This is a genomic window from Microbacterium galbinum (assembly GCF_023101185.1).
In the GTDB taxonomy this organism is placed as follows: Bacteria; Actinomycetota; Actinomycetes; order Actinomycetales; family Microbacteriaceae; genus Microbacterium; species Microbacterium galbinum.
In genome coordinates, this window is sequence record NZ_CP078077.1 from 1,447,430 (window position 1) to 1,468,177 (window position 20,748).

Annotated in this window: 20 protein-coding genes; 11 read left to right on the plus strand and 9 right to left on the minus strand. The window is 70.4% G+C overall.

Translation table 11 applies throughout. The annotated features are described in order from the left end of the window. Window positions 1-35: 35 nt before the first annotated feature. On the minus strand, window positions 36-725 hold the full coding sequence (locus tag KV396_RS07170) for a Pr6Pr family membrane protein (protein WP_247633319.1): 690 nt from the start codon (window positions 723-725) through the stop codon (window positions 36-38). A gap of 189 nt (window positions 726-914) precedes the next feature. Next, a complete protein-coding gene (locus tag KV396_RS07175; RefSeq protein ID WP_247957345.1) occupies window positions 915-1,844 on the minus strand; it encodes a DMT family transporter in 930 nt (309 codons plus the stop codon). Between the two features lie 175 nt (window positions 1,845-2,019). On the opposite strand from KV396_RS07175, the gene KV396_RS07180 reads away from it, so the two are divergent. The 8 genes from KV396_RS07180 to KV396_RS07215 all read left to right on the plus strand — a co-directional run bounded on the left by KV396_RS07180 (window position 2,020) and on the right by KV396_RS07215 (window position 10,094). Then, entirely contained in the window at window positions 2,020-3,306 is a 1,287-nt protein-coding gene (locus KV396_RS07180; RefSeq protein WP_247623921.1) for an adenylosuccinate synthase, read from the plus strand. 4 nt (window positions 3,307-3,310) lie between these two features. After that, window positions 3,311-4,414: a lactonase family protein gene (locus tag KV396_RS07185; RefSeq protein ID WP_247633316.1), complete on the plus strand. Its 1,104-nt coding sequence runs from the start codon at window positions 3,311-3,313 to the stop codon at window positions 4,412-4,414. Window positions 4,415-4,739: 325 nt separating this feature from the next. After that, window positions 4,740-6,173 carry a dihydrolipoyl dehydrogenase family protein gene (locus KV396_RS07190; RefSeq protein WP_247957346.1) on the plus strand — a complete coding sequence of 478 codons (1,434 nt, stop codon included), beginning with the start codon at window positions 4,740-4,742 and terminating at the stop codon, window positions 6,171-6,173. 190 nt (window positions 6,174-6,363) lie between these two features. After that, window positions 6,364-6,666, plus strand: coding sequence for a DUF427 domain-containing protein (locus KV396_RS07195; RefSeq protein WP_247633314.1), 303 nt, complete (start codon window positions 6,364-6,366; stop codon window positions 6,664-6,666). Between the two features lie 93 nt (window positions 6,667-6,759). Then, entirely contained in the window at window positions 6,760-7,647 is an 888-nt protein-coding gene (locus tag KV396_RS07200; RefSeq protein WP_247633313.1) for an ABC transporter ATP-binding protein, read from the plus strand. Beyond that, window positions 7,644-8,324, plus strand: a complete 681-nt coding sequence (locus tag KV396_RS07205) for an ABC transporter permease (RefSeq protein ID WP_247633312.1) — start codon at window positions 7,644-7,646, stop codon at window positions 8,322-8,324. Before KV396_RS07200 ends, KV396_RS07205 begins: the two co-directional genes overlap by 4 nt. Then, window positions 8,321-9,100 (plus strand): ABC transporter permease, encoded by a 780-nt coding sequence (locus KV396_RS07210; RefSeq protein ID WP_247957347.1) that lies wholly within the window; start codon window positions 8,321-8,323, stop codon window positions 9,098-9,100. Before KV396_RS07205 ends, KV396_RS07210 begins: the two co-directional genes overlap by 4 nt. A 73-nt stretch (window positions 9,101-9,173) precedes the next feature. Continuing rightward, the gene (locus KV396_RS07215; RefSeq protein WP_247957348.1) at window positions 9,174-10,094 is read left to right on the plus strand and encodes an ABC transporter substrate-binding protein; all 921 of its coding nucleotides are present in this window, start codon (window positions 9,174-9,176) and stop codon (window positions 10,092-10,094) included. A gap of 221 nt (window positions 10,095-10,315) precedes the next feature. Here KV396_RS07215 and KV396_RS07220 read toward each other — a convergent pair whose 3' ends face one another. Continuing rightward, window positions 10,316-11,536 (minus strand): AI-2E family transporter, encoded by a 1,221-nt coding sequence (locus tag KV396_RS07220; protein ID WP_247957349.1) that lies wholly within the window; start codon window positions 11,534-11,536, stop codon window positions 10,316-10,318. Window positions 11,537-11,600: 64 nt separating this feature from the next. Between KV396_RS07220 and KV396_RS07225 the strand changes: the two genes are divergently transcribed. Beyond that, window positions 11,601-11,900, plus strand: a complete 300-nt coding sequence (locus tag KV396_RS07225; RefSeq protein ID WP_247623912.1) for a chorismate mutase — start codon at window positions 11,601-11,603, stop codon at window positions 11,898-11,900. Window positions 11,901-11,949: 49 nt separating this feature from the next. On the opposite strand, the gene KV396_RS07230 is transcribed toward KV396_RS07225, so the two are convergent. From KV396_RS07230 to KV396_RS07250, 5 genes are all read right to left on the minus strand, one after another. Further along, the gene (locus KV396_RS07230; RefSeq protein WP_247957350.1) at window positions 11,950-12,543 is read right to left on the minus strand and encodes a short chain dehydrogenase; all 594 of its coding nucleotides are present in this window, start codon (window positions 12,541-12,543) and stop codon (window positions 11,950-11,952) included. 326 nt (window positions 12,544-12,869) lie between these two features. Continuing rightward, on the minus strand, window positions 12,870-15,338 hold the full coding sequence (locus KV396_RS07235; RefSeq protein WP_247957351.1) for a CHAT domain-containing protein: 2,469 nt from the start codon (window positions 15,336-15,338) through the stop codon (window positions 12,870-12,872). 104 nt (window positions 15,339-15,442) lie between these two features. Then, window positions 15,443-16,999, minus strand: coding sequence for a S8 family peptidase (locus KV396_RS07240; protein WP_247957352.1), 1,557 nt, complete (start codon window positions 16,997-16,999; stop codon window positions 15,443-15,445). A gap of 172 nt (window positions 17,000-17,171) precedes the next feature. After that, window positions 17,172-17,642, minus strand: coding sequence for a hypothetical protein (locus KV396_RS07245; protein ID WP_247957353.1), 471 nt, complete (start codon window positions 17,640-17,642; stop codon window positions 17,172-17,174). Continuing rightward, window positions 17,639-18,259 (minus strand): RNA polymerase sigma factor, encoded by a 621-nt coding sequence (locus KV396_RS07250; RefSeq protein ID WP_247957354.1) that lies wholly within the window; start codon window positions 18,257-18,259, stop codon window positions 17,639-17,641. The genes KV396_RS07245 and KV396_RS07250 overlap by 4 nt, the downstream gene beginning before the upstream one ends. 99 nt (window positions 18,260-18,358) lie before the next feature. On the opposite strand from KV396_RS07250, the gene KV396_RS07255 reads away from it, so the two are divergent. Continuing rightward, the gene (locus tag KV396_RS07255) at window positions 18,359-18,601 is read left to right on the plus strand and encodes an SCO4848 family membrane protein (RefSeq protein WP_247957355.1); all 243 of its coding nucleotides are present in this window, start codon (window positions 18,359-18,361) and stop codon (window positions 18,599-18,601) included. Window positions 18,602-18,735: 134 nt separating this feature from the next. Here the strand turns inward: KV396_RS07255 and KV396_RS07260 are convergent, their stop codons facing one another. Beyond that, window positions 18,736-20,058 (minus strand): MFS transporter, encoded by a 1,323-nt coding sequence (locus KV396_RS07260; RefSeq protein WP_247957356.1) that lies wholly within the window; start codon window positions 20,056-20,058, stop codon window positions 18,736-18,738. A gap of 74 nt (window positions 20,059-20,132) precedes the next feature. Here KV396_RS07260 and KV396_RS07265 point away from each other — a divergent pair, with 74 nt between their 5' ends. After that, entirely contained in the window at window positions 20,133-20,714 is a 582-nt protein-coding gene (locus KV396_RS07265) for an ArsR/SmtB family transcription factor (protein WP_247633302.1), read from the plus strand. Window positions 20,715-20,748: the final 34 nt, after the last annotated feature.

The following is a 20,748-nucleotide window of genomic DNA, read 5'->3' on the forward strand; positions in this document are numbered from 1 at the left end:
TCGTGGAGCGGCCTGATGCAGGCGAACGGCGCGACCTAGTGACGCTTCCGCGCGCCGCGGAGGCGCCCGATCCCGACGACGATGAGCGAGATGACGACGATCGCGGCCGCGATGGCGGCGACGTACAGGCCCACCGAGGCCCAGCTCGAGGTGTTCGGGTTGAGGAACGGGTACGGGTACCAGTAGGGCGTGGCGGTGAACGGGTCGGTGATGAACGGCCCGCGAACCAGTGTGTAACCGCCCCACGCGAGCGGGAAGACCACGGCGAGGAGCGCGGTGCCCCAACCGAGTGAGCGGCGGCGCGGTGCGAAGAGAACGTCGAGCAGCATCACGATCGGGAGCACGACGTGCAGCGTCTCGCTCGTCCACGCCTCGGTCGCGCTGTGCGAGGGGATGTTGCGCAGCAGCAGGTTGTAGACGATGCCGGTCGTGATCATGTAGGTGCTCGCGTAGGCGAGCAGCACGGCGAGCCAGCGGGGTTCCGTGTCGTCGCTGCGGCGGGTGCGCAGCATCCACCCGGCGGCGATCAGCAGGACGATGGCCGCGATGAGACCGGAGAGCGTGGTGAAGAAACTGAAGAAGTTCGAGACTGCGGTGGGGATGTCGCGTCCCCATTCGGTCGTCGCCGCCTGGGCGGTCGCGATCTCGCGTGTGAGCTGCCGCGCGAGTGCCGCGAGCGCGAGTAGGGCGGCGACGATCCGCACGTAGGGCCACACAGTTTTCATCGTTCCTCCGACGTTCCGTGCTCGACACTCTGGCGGTCGAACCGTCGGACACCGTAGCCGTGAAACGGGCGAACTTCGGCATCTCAGGGCGGTTTCCCACTCTGGACGCGGGCTTGTCGGAATATCGCTAAGTGGGGCGCCGGATTCGGGCGAATTCGCTATGGCGATCGGTATATCGATACGCCTGGGTCAGCCCCGCCGCCCCCACCTCAACCGCGTCACGAGCACACCCAGCAGGCAGAGCGCGCCGCCGAGGAACATCAGCGGGGTCGGCACCTCGCCGAGGATCGCCCACGACATCAGGATCGCGACCGCGGGCACGACGTAGGTCGTGGCGGAGGTCTGCCCCGCGGTGCTGCGCTGCAGCACGTAGGCCCAGGTCGTGAAGGCGATCGCCGTGGGGAAGATGCCGAGGTAGACGACCCAGAGGGTCGAGCCGAGGGGAGCGCTCTGCAGCGCGCCGATGAGGCTGCCCGTCCACGGCAGCAGTGCGACGGTGCCCGCCATCGCGCCGAGCCAGGTGAGCGTCGTCGCATCGGACCCGGCGCTCAGCAGATGCTTCTGCAGCAGCGTGCACCCCGCGTACATGACCGCGGCGAGCAGGGCCAGCAGCAGCCCCGTGAGGTCGGGGCCCTCGCCCTCGGCCGCCTGTGAGTTCATGCCGATCAGCACGACGCCGAGGAACGCGATCGGCGCGCCGATGATCAGCGGCTTCGGGAACCCCTCGCGCAGGAAGAGTCCGCTGAACACCACGACCATCAGCGGTGCGAGGTTCACCACCATGGCCGCCGTGCCCGCGTCGAGCGTACGCTCGGCGGCGTTGAGCGCCAGGTTGTAGACGCAGAACCACCCGACGCCCCACACCGCGACCAGCCACCAGTGCCGCCGCGCGGGCAGACGGATGCCGTGGCGCACCGCGATGACCGCGAGAACAAGACTGCCGACCGCCATGCGCAGTAGCGCGAGCGCACCCGGGTCGAAGTGCGGACCCGCACCGCGGATGCCGATGAACGCCGACGCCCAGAGCACGACCGTCACGAGGGCGGCGATCAGCACGAGCGGTCCCTGCCGGGGCTTCGTGCCCTGTAGGTCGCCGGTGAGGGGAGCGGTCTTCGACATCCTCCGATGGTGTCAGGGGTCTCCGACATCCGCGATGCGCGGGAGCGACAGCATCCGCACGTTTCCCGCCAGGACCTCGCCGAAGGCGATGTCGGCCCCTTCGATAGGATGGGGGAGCCCGACAAGGGCCAGCTCATCAGCCGGTGCAAACCCGGCGAAAGCAAGGGGGACACCCATGCCAGGAATCGTTATCGTCGGCGTGCAGTGGGGCGACGAAGGAAAGGGCAAGGCCACCGATCTGCTCGGTGACCGCACCGACTGGGTCGTGAAGTTCAACGGCGGCAACAACGCCGGGCACACCGTCGTGGTGGGCAACGAGAAGTACGCCCTGCACCTGCTGCCCTCCGGCATCCTCTCCCCCGGCGTCACGCCGGTCATCGGCAACGGCGTCGTCGTCGACCTCGAGGTGCTCTTCCACGAGCTCGAGGCGCTCGGCGCCCGCGGCATCGACGTGTCGCGCCTGAAGGTGAGCGCCAACGCGCACATCATCACCCAGTACCACCGCACGCTCGACAAGGTCACCGAGCGTTTCCTCGGCAAGCGCATGATCGGCACCACCGGCCGCGGCATCGGACCGGCCTACGCCGACAAGATCAACCGCGTCGGCATCCGCGTGCAAGACCTGTTCGACGAGAACATCCTGCGCCAGAAGGTCGAGGGTGCGCTCGATCAGAAGAACCACCTGCTGGTGAAGATCTTCAACCGCCGCGCCATCACGGTCGACGAGATCGTCGAAGACCTGCTCTCGTACGCCGAGCGGCTGCGCCCGCTGGTCGCTGACACCGGCTACCTGCTGGCCGAGGCGCTCGACCGCGGCGAGGTCGTCGTGTTCGAGGGCGGCCAGGCCACCATGCTCGACGTCGACCACGGCACCTACCCGTTCGTCACGTCGTCGTCGGCGACCGCGGGTGGCGCGGCCACCGGTTCGGGCGTCGGTCCCGGTGCACTCGACCGCATCGTCGGCATCGTCAAGGCGTACACGACCCGCGTCGGATCGGGTCCGTTCCCGACCGAGCTCTTCGACGAGCAGGGCGAATGGCTGCGCTCGCGCGGCTTCGAGTTCGGCACCACCACCGGCCGTCCGCGCCGCGTCGGCTGGTACGACGCCCCGATCACCCGCTACGCCACGCGCGTCAACGGCATCACCGACCTCGTGCTCACCAAGCTCGACATCCTCACCGGACTCGAGCAGATCCCCGTGTGCGTCGCCTACGACGTCGACGGCGAGCGCTTCGACGAGGTGCCGGTCAACCAGACCGACTTCCACCACGCGACGCCGATCCTCGAGTACTTCCCCGGCTGGAGCGAAGACATCTCGGTGGCCCGCACCTTCGACGACCTGCCCAAGAACGCGCAGGACTACGTGCTCGCGCTCGAGAAGATGAGCAACACGCGCATCTCGGTCATCGGCGTGGGCCCGGAGCGCGACCAGGTGGTCGTGCGCCACGACCTCGTCGACTGACCCCGTGACCCGTTTCTGGCTCGGGGGCTACGGCCCCGAGATGGACGGTTCCGCCGAGGGGATCGGATTCCTCGCCGGAGACGACGGCCGCGAAGCCACGACGCTCGGCTACCGCGACCTCGCGGCGACGGCATCCTCACCGTCGTGGTTGGCGCAGCATCCGTCGCTCGACGTCGTCTACGCGGCGCTCGAGCACGAGGGCGCGGTGCAGGCCTTCGTGCGCTCGGGCGAGGGATCGCTCGCGCCGCTCGGCGGCCCGGTGCCGGCAGGAGAGGCCGTGTGCCACCTGGCCGTCTCGCGCGACGGGGCCACGCTGATCGCCAGTTGCTACGGCGACGGTCGGGTGGTGCGATTCGGCCTCGCGACCGACGGGCGCATCGTGCCGGCGAAGGCGGATGCCGCGGCGGCGCTGCGCGCGGCACTGTTCGGCGAGGACGAAGACCCCGACGCGGTGCGCGAGGAACCGGGCGTGGGTGCGGCGGCATCCGATCCCTACGGTCTGCCCGACCGCGCCTCGCACGCACACTCGGCGGCGTTCCTGCCCGATGGGCGCATCGTCACGACCGACCTCGGCTTCGACCTCGTGCGCTTCTGGCGGCTGTCGGGAACCGGGCTGCGCCTCGACCACGAGGTGATCCTGCCGCTCGGCGTCGGTCCGCGTCACATGGTGGTGCACCCGAGCGGGCACCTGCACATCGTCACGGAGTACTCGTGCGAGGTGTTCACCCTCGCCGAGACCCCGAGCGGGTCGTGGGCCGTCGTGTCGTCGACCCTGTCGAGTCCCATCGCCGAGGTCGGCGTCGACTTCCCCGCCGAGCTCGCCCGCACCCGCGACGGCGCCTTCCTGTACACGGCCCTGCGCGGCAGCAACACGATCGCGGCGCTGCGCGTGCTCGGCGGGGGTGAGCGCCTCGAATCCATCGCGCTCGCCGACTCCGGCGTCGACTGGCCGCGCCATCACCTGGTGTTCGAGGGCAAGCTCGTGGTCGCCGGGCAGCGGTCCGACTCGATCAGTCTGATCGACCTCGACGAGCGCACGGGCGCGCCCCTCGGCATCCGCCACCAGGCCCCCGCCGCGACGCCGACGCACATCCTGCCGGTGCGCTGACCCCTGCCCGCCGGGCTTCGGTCAGGCTCGGCGTGTGTACCCAACTCAGGAAGAACGCTCGGATTTCGCCGGATCCGGCTTGTTTCGGGCGGTTCTGGTTCGGTCCTTCCTGAGTTGGGTACGCCCTCGGCCGGAGAAGCGGTGCACAACTCCGGAGAATCGGTCCCGATCTGGCGGGTTTCGCACCCCAGCGCCGGCGCGGCCCGGTTTCTCCGGAGTTGTGAACCCCACGCGGCGCATACCGTACCCGGCGCGTCGGGGAACAACCACCCCGTGACACGACGTTGCTGTTCAGCGAGACTGTTGCGCGGAGAGGTGCGAAGCGATGACTGCAGACAAGACGAACGAGTACGACCTGATCGTGCTGGGCGGAGGACCGGTCGGCGAGAACGTCGCGGACCGCGCGGTGCAGGGAGGTCTCACGGCGATCATCGTCGAGAGCGAGCTGGTCGGCGGGGAGTGCTCGTACTGGGCGTGCATGCCGTCGAAGGCGCTGTTGCGCTCGGCCCAGGCGCTGCGCGCGGCCCAGCACGTCGCCGGCGCGAAAGAGGCGGTGACCGGTGCTCTCGACGTGCGTGCGGTCTTCGCGCGCCGCGACTCCTTCACGAGCAACTGGTCGGACGACGGCCAGGTGAAGTGGCTCGAGTCGGCGCACATCGATCTGGCCCGCGGGCACGGGCGCCTGACGGGCGAGCGCGAGGTCACGGTGACCGATGCCGACGGCGGCACGCGCGTGCTGCATGCCCGCCACGCGGTCGCGATCAGCACGGGTTCGGATGCCGTCGTGCCGCCGATCCCCGGCCTGCGCGAGGCTTCTCCGTGGACGAGCCGCGAGGCCACGAGCGCCGAGGAGCTTCCGGATTCGCTGGCCGTGATCGGCGGCGGTGTGGTCGCGGTCGAGATGGCGACGGCCTACGCCGCGCTCGGATCGACGGTCACCCTCATCGCACGCAGCGACCTGCTGGGCGGCATGGAGCCGTTCGCGGGCGAGCGCGTCGCGGCGGGGCTGCGCGAGCTCGGCGTCGACGTGCGGCTGAACACGGGCACGTCGGCCGTGCGGCGCGATGACGCCGGCGTCACGATCACCCTCGACGACGACAGCGAGATCACCGCGAGCGAGGTGCTCGTGGCGACGGGGCGTTCGCCGCGCAGCGGCGACATCGGCCTCGAGACGGCGGGTCTCGAGTCCGGCACGTGGATCGAGGTCGACGACACCCTGCGGGTGCCCGGTTCGGACTGGCTGTACGCGGTGGGCGACGTCAACGGCCGGGTGCTGCTCACGCACCAGGGCAAGTACCAGGCGCGCGCGGCGGGCGATGTGATCGCCGCCCGGGCGAAGGACGAGCCGGTGGATGCCGACGAGTGGGGTCGCCACGCCGCGACCGCAGACCACGCCGCGGTTCCGCAGGTGACCTTCTCGATCCCCGAGGTGGGATCGGTCGGGCTCACCGAGAAGGCCGCACGCGATGCGGGCCACGAGGTGAAGGTCGTCGACTACGACCTGGGCTGGGTGGCCGGGGCGAGCCTCTACGAGGACGGGTTCGAGGGGCAGGCCCGGCTCGTCGTCGACACCGCGCGCGACGTCGTGCTCGGTGCGACGTTCGTCGGCCCGGAGGTCGCCGAACTGGTGCAGGCCGCGACGATCGCGGTCGTCGGCGAGGTGCCGATCAAGCGCCTGTGGCACGCCGTGCCCTCGTATCCGACGGTGAGCGAGGTCTGGCTGCGGCTGCTCGAGGGCTGCGGGCGGGCCTCGGCGTGAGCCGCCGGGCCGGGGCGTCGACGGAGGCGCTGCGGCATCCGATCCGAATCGGCCGACGCTCCGAACAGGGAGTGACGGCGGATGCTTCGCTGCGCGCTTTATTTCTCACATTGACGGCCGCGCGCACAACCCCCGCCGCAATGTCGGCGACCTCTTATACGCTCTAACCCACATCCCAGGAGGCAGAACCATGAAGGCTGTACTCGCAGGAACCGTGATCGCCGAGGCCGACGAAGCCGACCTCTTCCGCATCGAGGGCAACTGGTACTTCCCGCCGGCGTCGATCACGCCGGGCGCGCTCGTCGAGAGCCCGACGCCGTACACGTGCCCCTGGAAGGGTGCGGCGCAGTACTTCTCCGTCGAGGTCGACGGAAAGCTGCACAAAGACCTCGCGTGGTCGTACCCGACGCCGTACCCGACCGCTTTCGAGCGCGTCGGCGGCGACTTCTCGGGCTACGTCGCGTTCGACCCGAGCGTCGCGGTCTCGGCCTGATCGGCGACGGCATCCGCTCGTCGTCGTAGAACCCGCCGCACACATGCCCGCCATCGTCGCGCCCTGCATCGATCCCCCGACGGGAGACCACCCATGATCGAATTCCGCAACGTCACCAAGCAGTTCCCCGACGGCACCGTGGCCGTGAACGACTTCAGCCTGGTGCTGCCGTCGCGCAAGACGACGGTGTTCGTGGGCTCGTCGGGCTGCGGCAAGACGACGCTGCTGCGCATGATCAACCGCATGGTCGAGCCGACCTCGGGCGACGTCGAGATCGACGGCGAGAGCGTGCTCGGCGGCGACCCGGTGCAGCTGCGCCGTCGCATCGGCTACGTCATGCAGAACTCGGGACTGATGCCCCACTTCACGGTGATCGACAACGTCTCGACCGTGCTGCGTCTGAACGGCGTGAAGAAGTCCGACGCGTACGCGCGCTCCCGTGAGCTGCTCGACACGGTCGGTCTCGACCAGAAGCTCGCCGAGCGCTACCCCAGCCAGCTCTCGGGCGGTCAGCAGCAGCGCGTGGGTGTGGCCCGCGGTCTCGCCGCCGACCCGAACATCCTGCTCATGGACGAACCGTTCGGCGCCGTCGACCCGATCGTGCGCGCCGATCTGCAGCAGGAGACCCTGCGGCTGCAGCACGAGCTCGACAAGACGGTCGTGTTCGTCACGCACGACATCGACGAGGCGTTCCTGCTCGGCGACCAGGTCGTCATCCTCGACAAGGGCGCGCGGGTCGTGCAGGTGGGCTCGCCGAGCGAGATCATCGAGAACCCGGCCGACGACTTCGTCGCCTCGTTCATCGGCGCGGACCGCGGGCGCCGCGCGCTGCACCTCAAGCAGACGCCGCAGGGCACCGTGGTCGTCGACTCCGAGGGGCGCACCCAGGGGGCGCTCGTCGCCGAGACCGAGCACGTCGACGGTCCGCTGGCGGGGCCGGATGCCGCTGCCCTCGGCGCCGTGCAGGGCGGTCAGCCGTGAACTGGGTCGTCAACAACTTCGGGCTGATCCTCGAGCTCACCGCAGTGCACCTGCGGCAGAGCATCGTGCCGATCGTGCTCGGGTTCGTCCTCTCGCTGCCCCTCGGCTGGGTGGCCTGGCGTTACCGACTCGTACGCGGCCCGATCATCGTCCTGACGGGTCTGCTGTACACGATCCCCTCCCTCGCGCTGCTGATCCTGCTGCCCGCCACGCTCGGCTACTCGGCGATCAGCGAGACGAACCTCGTGATCGCCCTGACGATCTACGCGATCGCGATCCTCGTGCGCGCCGTGTCCGACGGCCTCGACTCGGTCGACGACGATGTGCGCCAGGCGGCGACGGCCACCGGGTTCGCGCCCTTCCGCCGTTTCTGGGCGGTCGAGTTCCCGCTCGCCGGCCCCGTGATCCTCGCCGGACTCCGGGTGACCGCTGTCAGCACGATCTCGCTCGCCACCGTAGGCATCCTGATCGGCGTCACGAACCTCGGCTACCTCTTCACGAACGGCCTCGAACGGCGCATCATCGCCGAGGTCTTCGCCGGGGTGATCGCGGTCGTCGTCATCGCACTCGTGATAGACCTGATACTGCTGCTGGTCGGCCGCGCGCTCATGCCGTGGACCCGGGCGGCCTCGAAGGCCACCGCGAGCCGCGCGATCGCCGTGGGGGCTCCCGCATGAACCTCTTCGTCGAAGCCTTCGCCTGGATCCTCGCCCCCGCCCAGTGGACCGGCACCTACGCGCTGCCCAAACTCCTGGGCGAGCACCTCGCCCTCACCGCGATCTCGGTACTGATCGCCGCGGCGATCGCGATCCCGATCGGGTGGCTGATCGGGCACACGGGCCGCGGCCGCGAGGTGGCGGTCGCCGTCTCGGGTGCCGCCCGCGCCATCCCCTCGTTCGGACTCATGGTGCTGCTCGTGCTCCTGCTCGGAGTGCTCCGCATCCCCGAGGCCGCGATCATCACCTTCGTGCTCCTCGCGATCCCCTCGCTGCTCGCCGGCGCCTACACCGGCCTCGAAGCGATCGATCGGCGCACGCTCGACGCCGCCAAGGCGATGGGTATGACCGGCTGGCAGGTGTTCTGGAAGGTCGAGGTGCCTCTCGGTCTGCCGCTGCTGGTCGGCGGCATCCGCTCGGCGCTCCTGCAGGTCATCGCGACCGTCACGATCGCCGCCTATGTGAACCTCGGCGGTCTCGGTTGGCCGATCATCCAGGGCATCCCGCTGCGCCGGTTCGACCAGGTGCTCGCGGGCGCGATCATCGTCGCGGTGCTCGCCCTGATCGTCGATCTGCTTCTCGCCACCGCCCAGCGCGCCGCTGTTCCCGCCGGGCTCCGTGGCGGTGGGCCGCGCGCCGACGGCAAGCGATCGAGTCGGAACGCGGCTTCCCGCTCCGCCTCGGCCACGGCATCCGCCACCGCCACCGCCTCCGAACCCGCACCCGCCACCGCCTGAGCATCCGCCCGGCGCCATCCACCTGAATCCACAGCACTCGAAGTCCCAGCAGTTTCCAGAGAAGAGGAAATCCATGTTCACAGCACGAGGCAAGCGCTCCGTCCTCGCCGTCGGCCTTGTCGCCGCGGCCGCGCTCACCCTGTCGGCCTGCGGCGGAAGCAACCCGCTCGACGAGCCGTCCGACAGCGCCGGTTCCGGCAGCGGCGACACGATCGTCGTCGGCTCGCAGGCGTACTACTCGAACGAGATCATCGCCGAGATCTACGCCCAGGCCCTCTCGAACGCCGGTTTCGACGTCGAGACGCAGCTCAACATCGGTCAGCGCGACGCGTACATGCCCGAGGTCGAGTCCGGCGCGATCAACGTCTTCCCCGAGTACACGGGCAGCCTGCTCGAGTACCTGTCGAAGGACGGGGTCGACGTCACCAGCCCCGACGACGTCTACGCCGCCCTGCAGGACGCCCTGCCCGACAGCCTGACGGCTCTCGACTTCGCCGAGGCATCCGACCAGGACACGTACACGGTGCTCAAGAGCTTCGCCGACGAGTACGGCATCACCTCGATCGCCGACCTGTCGAAGGCTCCGTCGCCCGTCACCATCGGTGCGGCTCCCGAGTTCGAGCAGCGCCCGTACAGCCCGTCTGCGGCCAAGGACGTCTACGGCGTCGACCTGCAGTTCTCGGCCACCGGCCCGAGCACGCTCGAGTCGCTGCTCGCCGGCGAGATCCAGGTCGCCGACATCTACACCGCCGACCCCGCCTTCGAGACCGAAGACATCGTGGCCCTCGAGGACCCCGAGAACCTGATCATCTCGTCGAACGTCGTGCCGATCGTGTCGAGCGACATCGCCGATGAGGTCTCCGACGTGCTCAACGAGGTCAGCGCCAAGCTCACCGCCGAGGAGCTCGTGTCGCTGAACGTGCTCAGCACGGTCGACCAGCAGTCGTCGAAGGACATCGCCAAGAAGTGGCTCGAGGAGCAGGGTCTGATCTGACCTCCTGACCGCATCACGAGAAGTGCCCGGGCCCGATGGGTCCGGGCACTTCTGCGTGTGCCCGGCATCCCTCTCCGGCATCCATCCCCGGCATCCGGGGACCCGTCGAAACCATCGCCCCCGTCGAGACCCATCGTCACCGACGTGGCTCGTGGTGGGTTTCGACGCGACTCTGAGAGGGGATCTGCGAGAGACGGGCTCCGACGGAGGATCCGCCTCCGTTACACCCGGGCGTCCTGCCTCGGGACCCAGACCTGCTTGATGATGATGAGGATGGATGCCGCCACCGGCACCGCCACGAGAGCCCCGAGCAGACCGAGCAGCGTGCCACCCGCGAGGGCGCCGATCACCACGAGCGAGCCGGGGATCGCGATCGCCTTGTTCATGACGCGCGGAGTGATGACGTACGCCTCGATCTGCATGTAGACGAGGTAGATCGCCGCGAAGATCAGCGCACCGAGCGGGTCGGTGAAGAGCGCGAGGCCCGTGCCGATGATCCAGAACATCACCGATCCGACGAGGGGGATCAGCGTGATGCAGAACGCGACGGTCGCCATGAGCGGCGGGAACGGCAGCCCCAGGAACGTGTAGAGCAACAGTGCGAGGATCGCATTGAAGAACGCGAGCACCACCATGCCCATCACGTATCCACCGACCGAATCGGTGATCTGGTCGGTGATGTCGCCGGCGCGGTCGCGGTCACGGGCGGGGATCAGGCGCAGCATGCTCTGCTTCATTCCGGGCAGAGTCGCCACGAAGTACAGGGTGAGCACGAGCACCACGATCACACCCGAGATCCCGGAGGCGATGGATGCTCCGACCTGCAATGCGCCGCCGCCGATGCTGGCGATGTTGCCGGGATCGGTGAGGAATTTCTGCACGTCGGCCACGAGGCCCTGGAACTGGTCGCCGAACTGGTCGTCGAGCGTGGCGTAGAGATCGCTGCGCTGGAAGTCGGCGATCATCCCGGGGACCGATCGCACGAAGCTCGCGATTTGCTCGATCACGATCGGCAGCACCATCCAGAGGATCAGCGCCACTACGACGATCAGCGACAGGATCACGATCACGACCGAGATCGCCCGGGAGAGCCCGCGGCGCTCGAGGAAGCGCACCGACGGATCGAGTCCGAGAGCGGCGAAGAGGGCGAGAGCGATGTAGATGAGCACGGTCGACAGGCTCGTGACCGCGAGCCCGAGCACGAGTGCGCCGAGACCGCCGAGAGTCACCAGGAAGCCGAAGACGAAGGGGCGGTCGATGCGGGTCCAGAACGAGCGGCTCGGCGTCATCGGCTCGATCACGACGGCCCGCTGCGGGTGCGACGCAGCCGGCCCGCTCGACGCGGTCGCCGGTGCTGCAACCGGTGCCGCGGCCGGCGAGTGCTCGTCCGCCGACGCGTCGTCGTCGGAGGGCCCGGATGCCGGCGGCTTCTCGTTGCTCATGTGCTCACGATAGCGGTGCCCGGCATCCGATCACCGGCGTTGGCTCGCGCTCTAGAGTGGAGGCATGACCGCGCCACAGGATCCGAAGGCCGAACTGCTGCGCCTGCGTGCCAGCATCGACAACATCGACGCCGCGCTGATCTTCATGCTCGCCGAGCGCTTCCGGGCGACTCAGCAGGTCGGTCACCTCAAGGCCGAGTACGACATGCCCGCCTCCGACCCCGGCCGCGAGGAGCAGCAGGTCGCCCGCCTGCGCGCGCTCGCCGAGGAGGCGCACCTCGACCCCGAGTTCGCCGAGAAGTGGTTCAACTTCGTGGTGGCCGAGGTCATCCGTCACCACACCGCGGCAGCCGAGTCACGCTGACCGAGCCAGCCGGCTCGACCGCCCGCCAGGCCGTCGCCCAACCCGTTGGTCAGACCGTGATCGTCCGACCCGTCTCGAGGCCCTCCACCGCGAGGGTGTAGGCGCGACCGATCTCGTCGTCGCCGACCGGGCGGTGACCGGCGAACAGCCGGTGATAGCCGGGGGAGTTCTCGAGCACGTCGGGCGAGACCGCGTTGATGCGGATGCCGCGGGGCGCCTCGGCGGCCGCCGTGATCACGAACGACTCGAGCGCACCGTTGGCCATCGCGGCCGCGGCGCCGGTGGCGATCGGGTCGCGCGACAGCACACCGCTGGTGAGCGTGACCGACCCACCGTCGCGCAGGTGCGTGATCGCCTGACGCACGACCTCGATCTGCGGAAGCGTCTTGCCGAGGAACGCCGCCGTGTAGTCGTCGCGGTCGAGTTCGGTGAGGTGCTTGAACGGCACGGAGCCCGCCGCCACGACCACGGCATCGATGTCGTTCACCTCGACGAACAGGGCGGCGATCGACGCGGCATCCGCCAGATCGACGCGCACCTCGCCGGTGCGCGACGCGCGGATCACCTCGTGCCCGCGGGATTCGAGCGTGTCCGAGACGACGCGGCCGATGCTTCCGGATGCTCCGATGACGACGATCTTCATGACCCCAGTCTTTCACCGGTTTCTCGTGGCCGGACCCTTCGACAGGCTCAGGGACCCAACGGCAAGAACCGCAGACGGACGAAGGGCCCGGCGTTCCCCGTCCGCCGGACCCTTCCGAGGCCATCACGGAGCCGAGCCGCGGTGATCTCTGAGCAGTCGGTGCCGGTCGTCGCCCTCCCGCACTCCCCAGTGCACGGATGAACCCCCCTCGACCGCGTCCTCCCGACTCCGGTGCTCGGAGCCTCCCGCGTTCGACACCTTCCGAAGAACAGGAGCGCCTCGCGCCCCTCGTGATACATCGCGTCGAGAAAAAGTTCGGAGAAAGGTCAGAACCCGGCGCCGTGGCACTGGAACGGCGCCCGATGCCCGGTCTCCTGCGCGGCGACGGCGAGGGCGGGCGCGGGGTCCATGCCGTCGGCGAGGTGCCCGTGCACCGTGGCGAGCAACTCGCACGCGACGTCGTCGGGCACCGTGACGGGGGCGGCGATCACGCAGCGGGTGCCGGCGTGCAGCCACACCCGTGTCATACCGAGCGCCTCCTCGCCCCAGCGCACCGCCGAACGGCCCAGCTCGCACGCCGAGAGGATGACCGTCTCGGGCGCCGTGGGGATCAGGTCGACGTCGTAGCCGAACAGCGTGCCGTCGGCGAGCTCGAAGCCCGAGAACAGGGGGTTGTCGGCGGAGTGCCGCCCGTGCGCGGCGATGTGCAGCAGATCGGATGCCCCGGCCAGCTCGGTCACGGCCGACACCGTCGCCTCGCCTCCGAGGAGCGTTGTGGTCGCGGCATCCGTCGTCGCCCAGGCCGCGCGTGCCCGTTGCACCTCTTCCCCGGCGCGGGGCACGCGCGGACCGGTGGCGAAGCCGATGCGTTCCGGGCGACGACCCGTCGCTCGGCGGGTGCGCACCTCGGCCCAGCGCGACGCCGAGGTCGCGACAGTGAAGGGCACGCCGTGCATGCCGGGCAGCATCGCCCAGGGCACACCGGCCAGTACGCCGGGCAGGGTGATCACGACGCGCTGCGCATCCGCCGGGTTCACCGCGGCGCGCACGGGGGTGAGGAGCTCGTCGTCGAGGGTCTGCAGGCGCACGGCCAGCGAGCGCTCGATCAGCGCGGACAGGGGGCCGCCCCGGGTGAGGGCGGCGACGTCGAGGTCGGCACGGAGCCCGTCCATCGCGGCGCGCACGCGCGGCCACGACAGTTCGACGACCGACGCTCCGGATGCCGTCGTCGCCACGCACAGCAGTTCATCGCCCGTGTAGAGGTACGCGAGCAGCGCCGTGCCGGGGTCGAGGCGCGCGCGGGCGCCGGGGAGATCGAGGCGCCCGCGGGTCTCGCCGGCACCGGTCGCCGCCCACTGCCGCTCGCGCACCCGGTCGCGCAGCACGCGCACGCGGGCGTCGGTCGTCCAGTCGGCACCGGCGAGGTCGGCGCGCAGCATCCGCAGCTCGGCGAGATCGGATGCCTGTGCGTCGTCGACCGGCGGGCGCACCGGCGCGACCTGGTGGCTGAGGTGACGGGCGCGCTCCGCCCACTCGAACAGCACGGCGGGGTCGCGCGTCCTCGCCGCCGCCCGAAGCCCCGCGAACATCAGATCCGTGCCGTGCATCGCGACGGACGCCTGCAGGTCGAGCGCGCCGAACGACTGCTGCCACGAAGTGAGCAGGTCGAGTCCCTCGGTCGCCGCGCGCAGAGCCGCCGTGTGGCGACCGCCCGCCGCCGCCCGGGCTGCTCGCACCTCGTGCGCCCTCAGCCGCAGCGGGGTGGGAGCGCTCGCATCGACGCGCGGCATCCGTCCGCTGCCGTCGCGGCGTGCGTCGAGGCGCAGGGCGGTCGCCTCGGTGCGGAAGCCGCCGTGCGCGAGAGCGGATGCCGTGCGCTCGATGTCATCGTCGATGCGCGCACTGCGGCTCGAGGGCCGTGTGCGCAGCCGCGACTCGAGGCGCACGGCGTCGGCGCGCGCCGCCCAGCCCGCGCTGCCGAGGGCGGCGAAGCGGCGGGCCGCGGTGCGTGCCATGCGCTCGGCCGCCACCGGATCGTGCCGCATCAGGGAACGCGACAGGTGGAACTCCGCCTCGCCCCGGGCCTGCGGCATCCGCTGCGCCCCGAACTGCCCCGCCACCCGGGCGAGGAGGGTCTCGGCCTCGGTCGTCAGCCCGGCATCGCGCAGCACCTCGGCGCGGTCGAGGTCGCTGATCGCCGTCGCGAGGTCGCTGGTCGCCGCGAACACCGGGCGCGAGGCGGTCATGAGCGACAGCGCGGTCACCAGGTCGCCACCGAGCAGCGCCGCATAGCCGAGGTTGTGGCGGGCCTCGGCGAGAGGCTCCTCGTCGCCGTTCTGCTCGTAGACCGCGACGGCCCGGTGCAGGTCGTCGGTCGATGCCGCGAGCTCGTGCCGCTGCATCCGCACCATCGAACGGTTCATGAGGCAGTTCGCGAGCTCGGTGCTCTCGTCGCCGGTCGCCCCGAGTGCGTCGATCGCGCGGCTGAGCATGACCTCGGCCTCGGCGAGGGTGCCGCCGTGCATGAGCAGCGTGCCGAGCTGCCCGCTCAGCAGTGCGACGGTCGCGTCGCTGAGCCCCGCGCGATCGAGCGCCTCGCGGCACAGCTGCTCGGCCTCGGACGGATGCCCGGTCTGCGCCTGCACGTACGCCCGGGTGCCGTCGATCCGTGCCCGCAGGTCGGCGTCGTCGGTGCGGGCCGCGGCGTCGTCGAGGGCGCGACGGGCCGCCGCGAACCGTCGGGCGTTGGCCGCTTCGACCCCGCGCCGGTGCAGTTCGCTCGCGGACAGGGGCATCCCCCCAGAATGCCGGGTCGCGGCACCCGGGGGGAAGTCCTGTCGCCGGCTGGCTGGGACCCGTCGACAGGCTCAGGGCCCCAGCCGATGCTCCAGGGGGCGGCCTAGTCGACGGGTGAGGGGAGGTCGGCGACCACCGAGGTCACGGCGGCGTCGACGGCATCCGCGTCGGCATCCGCCACCGAGACCTCGCCCAGGAGCGCGGCGATCCGGCCCGCGACGTACGGTGCCGCGAACGACGTGCCGCTCCACACCGCGAAGCCGCCGCGGTAGTCGTCGGGATCGATCGTCTCGCGCCGCAGCCCGTCGATGTCGGCCCGCGTCATCGCCTGCTGACCGCCCACGAACGCCGGCGACGTGCTGACGACCGCGGCCCCCGGGGCGTACAGCCGCACCCACGGTCCGACGTTCGAGAACAGCGCCACCGACCGGGCCGAGGGGTTGAGCGCCCCGACCGAGACGAGCGGCGCCCAGCGGTCGCGGGCGATGCCGTTGTCGGCCCCCGGCCACGCCCACAGCGACGCGGGGAACGACGGGCGGTCGATCGCATCGTTGCCGGCCGAGCACACCACCACGCAGCCGAGCTCCCGCGCCTTGGCGAGCAGCGCGTAGAGGGTGCGGCTGTAGAGACCGTCCTCCGGGGTCTCGTGGTAGTACCCGAGCGACAGGTTGAGCACGTCGATCGGATGCCCGGTCTTCGGGTCCTCGCGATACCTCCGCAGCAGCTCGATCACCTGCGCGAGCGTCGTCAGCAGGTCGCTCTCGTCGACCACTCCGAGCGCCCCGGCGACGCGCACCGAGAGGATGTCGGCATCCGGAGCGGTCTGGCGCACGATGCCCGCGATGAACGTGCCGTGCCCCGCGACCGCGTCGATCTCACCGTCGAGCTGCCCGTAGAGGTCGGGGTAGCGCTCGGGATCCGCGTCGTCGGTCAGGCCGATCGGCACCCCGTCGAGCTCGACGTGCCGGGTGACGATGTCATCGGGCAGCCAGTCGTGCACCCCGCAGCCGGTGTCGAGCACCGCCACCACGGGGCGCCGGCCCGTCGTCGGGTCGGGTCCGCGCCGGGGCGCAGGGCCCAGCCAGCTCACCGGCTGCCGCGCGCCGCGACCCGGCTCGAGGTAGTCGTCGCTGCCTCCCGCGCCGGCCCCGCGCACGGGATTCGTGCGGCTGAACGGGTTGGTACGGCTGAAGGGATTTGTGCGGCTGAACGGATTGAGGCCGACCGGATCGATCGACAGCACGTGCTCGAGGCTCGTGCGCGGCATGGTCGAGCGCGACATGCGGCGGGCGCGCTGCAGCACGCGCCAGGCATCCGGAGCGACCGGGGATTCGCCGCCGGTCGGCTCTTCGGGGGTGGTCAGGCGCGCGCGGAGGAAGCCGGGAACGCCGGGCAGCAGCTCGCCGGCGTTCTCACGATCGGATGCCTCGATCTCGAGCGTCCATCCGAAGGAGTCGGCCGCATCGCGCAACGTGCGCAACTCGCGGTCGTACTCCTCCCCGTTCTCGAGGTCCTGCGTGATCAGCAGGCGCGTGGGCAGGTACGCGGTGGGGAACGCGCGGATGCCGTCGACCGGCTCCACACTCGGATCGAGCGCCGTGCCGCGCCTGATCGATCCCTCCGCCCGGTCCTGCCAACTCCACCCTCTCGGCTGCTCCATGCGTCATCCCTTCCTGCGCGGGTCCTTCCCCGCGTTCCATCCCCGGTGCCCGTCGGGTCGGCGGGCACCGCCACAGCTCACAGCGGTTACAGCGATCTACAGCGGTACAGCGGTTACGGCGATACAGCGATTACGGCGATACAGCGGTCACGGCGTCACGGCGTCACGGCGGTCAGAGTTCGAAGCGCGGCGTCGCGAGAGTGCGCGCCTCACCGCCGACCGTGGTGGTCAGGCGCACCGTGGTCATGCCCGCGGGGACCTCGTCGAACACGAAGCGTCCGGTCTCGGCGGGTGCGGTCGTGCGGATCGTCTCGCCCGCCGAGCCCTCCTCGCCCTGTGCGAGCACGATCTCGGCGGCCGCCGTGTCGACCCACCCGTCGACGCGGCGCAGGCCGCCCGCGCTCGCCGTGACGTGCAACAGGATGCTCGTCGTGCCGTCGCTGAACTGCAACGTCAGGGCATCCGTGTCTCCGCGCACCGCACCGAGGTGATCCTCGATGAGCGTGAGCAGCGCGTACTCCTGGTTCAGTCCGTCCGCGGCGACGGCCGCGATCATCCGATCGACGAGGGTGTCGGGCACGGGGTCGGCATCGCGCCACATCGCCCGCAGCTCGGCGAACAGGGCGTCATCGTGGGTGCTCATGCGATCCCCTCCGTCCGCGGGGCGGTGTCGAGAAGCGAGCGCAGTTTCGCCAGGCACCGCTGCCGGGTCGGGCCGATGCTCCCCACCGGCATCGCGAGATCCTGGGCGAGGCGGGCGTAGTCCGGGCGGTCCTCGAATGCGACCACCCGCAGCAGGCGCTGGCACCGTTCGGCCAGTCGACGCACGGCGTTCCAGAGTTGCCGCCGCTCATCCGCGATCGCCGCCCGCTCCTCGGCCGAGTCCTGCACCGGCAGAAGGGCGTCGAGGTCGTCGGCATCCGTCGTGTCGACGCGTCCGTGGGCCTTGCCCACGCGCCAGGCCTCGCGACGGGCGGTCGTCGTGAGCCAGGCCGAGACCGCCTGCGCATCGGAGATCGCCGCGTGACCGCGCACCAAACGCATCCATGTGGTCTGCACCACGTCTTCGGCGAGTGAGCGCTCGAGTCCATACGCCCGGACGACATGCCACAGCACGGGCGTCATCAAGCGGACGAGCCCGTCCATCGCGCGACCGTCGCCCTCGCGCCATGCGTCGAACAGGTTCGCCGCATGCTGCCAGCGAGGGGGACCGTCGTCCGACGCAGGATCGAGCGCGGTGCCGGGAGCACCGTCGATCATGAAAGACATTGTGAGCACACCTACCAGGAGCACGGCAAGAGGTTTCTGATACATGACGTGATTGGTCGGAGTCCAGGAATCCGGGGAGCGGATGCCGTCATGCCGGGCCGATACGGTGGACGGGTGACCCTTCTCGCCGTCATCCTGTTCCTCAACGCCGCCTTCAATGCGATCGCGTGGCCGCAGTTCCTCCGCCGGGTCGCGAAGGACCCCCGTGCCAAGGACGCGAACGGCAAGGCCACGAAGTTCCTGATCGTGCACATCGTGCTGATCTCGATCGCGCTGACCCTCGCCCTGCTCTCACTGCTCGCCGGCATCGCCGCGCTCACGGGCGCGCTGTAACTCGGGCGCCGAGGAATTCGGGCATCCGTTCGTCGAGACCCATCGATCGCGCCGAGACCCATCGTCCGCGACGTCGATAGGGGTGGGTCTCGACGTTTCCGGTGGGTTTCGAGGCGCAGGCGGATGCCGAGGGCTCAGGCCTCGTAGCGGCGGGCGTGCTCGGCCCACCGCGCCTCGACCGGTAGGGCGCGCAGTGCGCGGTTGCCGATCGCCAGCGCGACCGCGACCGCGCAGAGCGCCGCGCACACCAGGATCGTGTTCTGACGGCCGATCCAGGCGAGTCCGAACCCGGCGATCAGCGGTCCGAGCGGCATCGCCCCCATGCCCAGCACCCCGGCGGCGCTGTTCGCGCGCCCGAGCAGGCGGCTCGGGGTCGCGACCATGAAGTAGCCCATCATCCCGGCGTTGAGGGCGGGCACGAGCAGCACCGCCGCGCCGAGCACGGCGATGATCGCCCACGGTTCGACCATCCATGACAGCGCGACGGTGGCGACCGCGACCACCGACAGGGCGGTGATGGTCAGGATGCCGGCGCCGATGCGCGGAACCAGCAGCGGGGCGATCACGGCTCCGACCAGCATCACGGCCCCGACGCCGGCGCTCAGGGCGCCGATCAGCAGTTCGGAGTGCCCGGCCTGCTGCAGCGCGTAGATGGTCGTGGTGATCGCGGCGTTGAACCCGAGGTTCACGATCGTGGTGATCGCGAGCACTCCGCCGAGATCCGGGCGGGAGAACAACCAGCGGAACGCCTCGCCCATTTCACGGACTCCGCTGCGAAAACCCGGACCGCCCGCGGCATCCGCGGCGTGTCCGAGTGCGACGTGCCGAGCATCCGTCCGTTCGTCTCCGTTCTCGCGCGTCGTGCGCGAGCCGCCCCGCACGAGCACCCACGCGGTGCCCGCGGCGATCAGATGGCAGAGCGTCATGACGAGGCCGACCAGCCACCCTCCGACGCCGAGCAGCACACCGCCGAGCGGTCCGCCCGCGAGCTGCAGCGCGGCATCCCGCCCCTGGTTGGCGGCCTGCGCGCGGCCCATGGCGTCATCGGGGACGATCTCTTTCAGCGCGCTCTCGCCGGCCACGTCGAAGAGCCCGCTGCGTGCCGCGAGCAGCAGGTTGATCGCGAACAGTGCGGTGAAGGTGAGCGCCTCGCTCGCCGCGAGCAGGGTGAACGCCGTGGCGAGTGCAATGCCGAACAGCGAGCCGATGAGCATCAGCACGACGCGGCGGTGGCGGTCGGCGAGCACCCCGCCGACCAGGGTCGTGAGCAGGCGGGCGACGAGTCCGGCCCCGGCGATGATGCCGGCCTGCGCGGGGTCGTCGGTGACGATGAGGGCGAGGAGCGGGATCGCGAAGCCCGTCAGTGCGGCGGCGAGGCCCTTGCTCGTGTCGCTCACGAGCCAGGTGAGATAGCGGGTGTTCCGCCACAGGCGGTGCGGGGCGGTCGCGGTGGTCATGGCTCGATGGTAGATCCGCAAGAACAGTTGCGCAACTACTATTGCGCAAATTCGGGTGCGGATAGACTCGACGCATGGCTGACGACGAGACCGCGGCGGATGCCGAGTGGATGACCTCGGCGATGCTCAAGGCGTTCGCGAACCCGCTGCGCCGCCGCATCCTGCGCCTGTTCTCGCGTCATGAGCACCTGCGCGCCGCCGACATCGCCGCCGAGCTCGAGGTGCCGGCCAACAGCGTCAGCTTCCACCTGCGGGCGCTGGCGGATGCCGGGCTCATCGTCGAAGCGCCCGAGCACGCGCGCGACCGCCGCGACCGCGTGTGGACGAGCCGCAAGGGGGCGCTCAACGTCGGCGGCCCCGAGAACCCCGTCGTCGACGAGGCTCTCGGAACCGCCGTGATCTCGGCCATCGCCGAAGAGCATCAGGACCTGTTCCGCCGCGTGATCGCGTGGACTCCCGAGTACGTCGCCGGGCGCACGGCCGAGGTGCACGCGACCTTCTCGCAGCGCACGATCCGGCTCACCGAGGCCGAGTTCGAGAAGGCCATGATCCGTGTGAACGACGTGCTCGATGACGCGCAGAAGGCGCACGACGACGCCGACCCCGCCGGTCGCCACTGGCAGATCGACGTGATCGGCGCCGACGACACGATCTGATCGAAGTTGTGCGGGGTGGGACCCTTCGACAGGC